Below are 322 nucleotides of genomic sequence, written 5' to 3'. Positions count from 1 at the left end.
CCATGGCGAATCCACCTGGAATCTGGAAAACCGTTTCACTGGCTGGACCGACGTTGATCTGACACCGAAAGGTGTAGCGGAAGCCGCGCAGGCGGGTAAATTGCTCAAGGAAGCGGGTTACACTTTCGATCTGGCGTACACTTCGGTACTGAAACGTGCGATCCGCACCCTGTGGGGCACACTCGACGCGATGGACATGATGTGGCTGCCTGTGGTTAACGACTGGCGCCTGAATGAGCGTCATTATGGCGCCCTGCAAGGCCTCAACAAAGCGGAAACAGCCGCCCAGTATGGCGATGAGCAAGTGTTGGTATGGCGCCGC

At 57.5% G+C, this 322-nt stretch carries 1 protein-coding gene; it reads left to right on the top strand.

The features are described from left to right. On the top strand, positions 1-322 hold a 322-nt coding region (locus KDM89_RS21125), incomplete at both ends, for a 2,3-bisphosphoglycerate-dependent phosphoglycerate mutase (protein ID WP_212689775.1).

It is taken from the genome of Cognatundibacterium luofuense, assembly GCF_018139685.1.
In the GTDB taxonomy this organism is placed as follows: Bacteria; Pseudomonadota; Gammaproteobacteria; order Burkholderiales; family Burkholderiaceae_D; genus Undibacterium; species Undibacterium luofuense.
The sequence above is the reverse complement of the archived record's forward strand: the minus strand, read 5'-3'. Positions and strand labels throughout refer to the sequence as shown.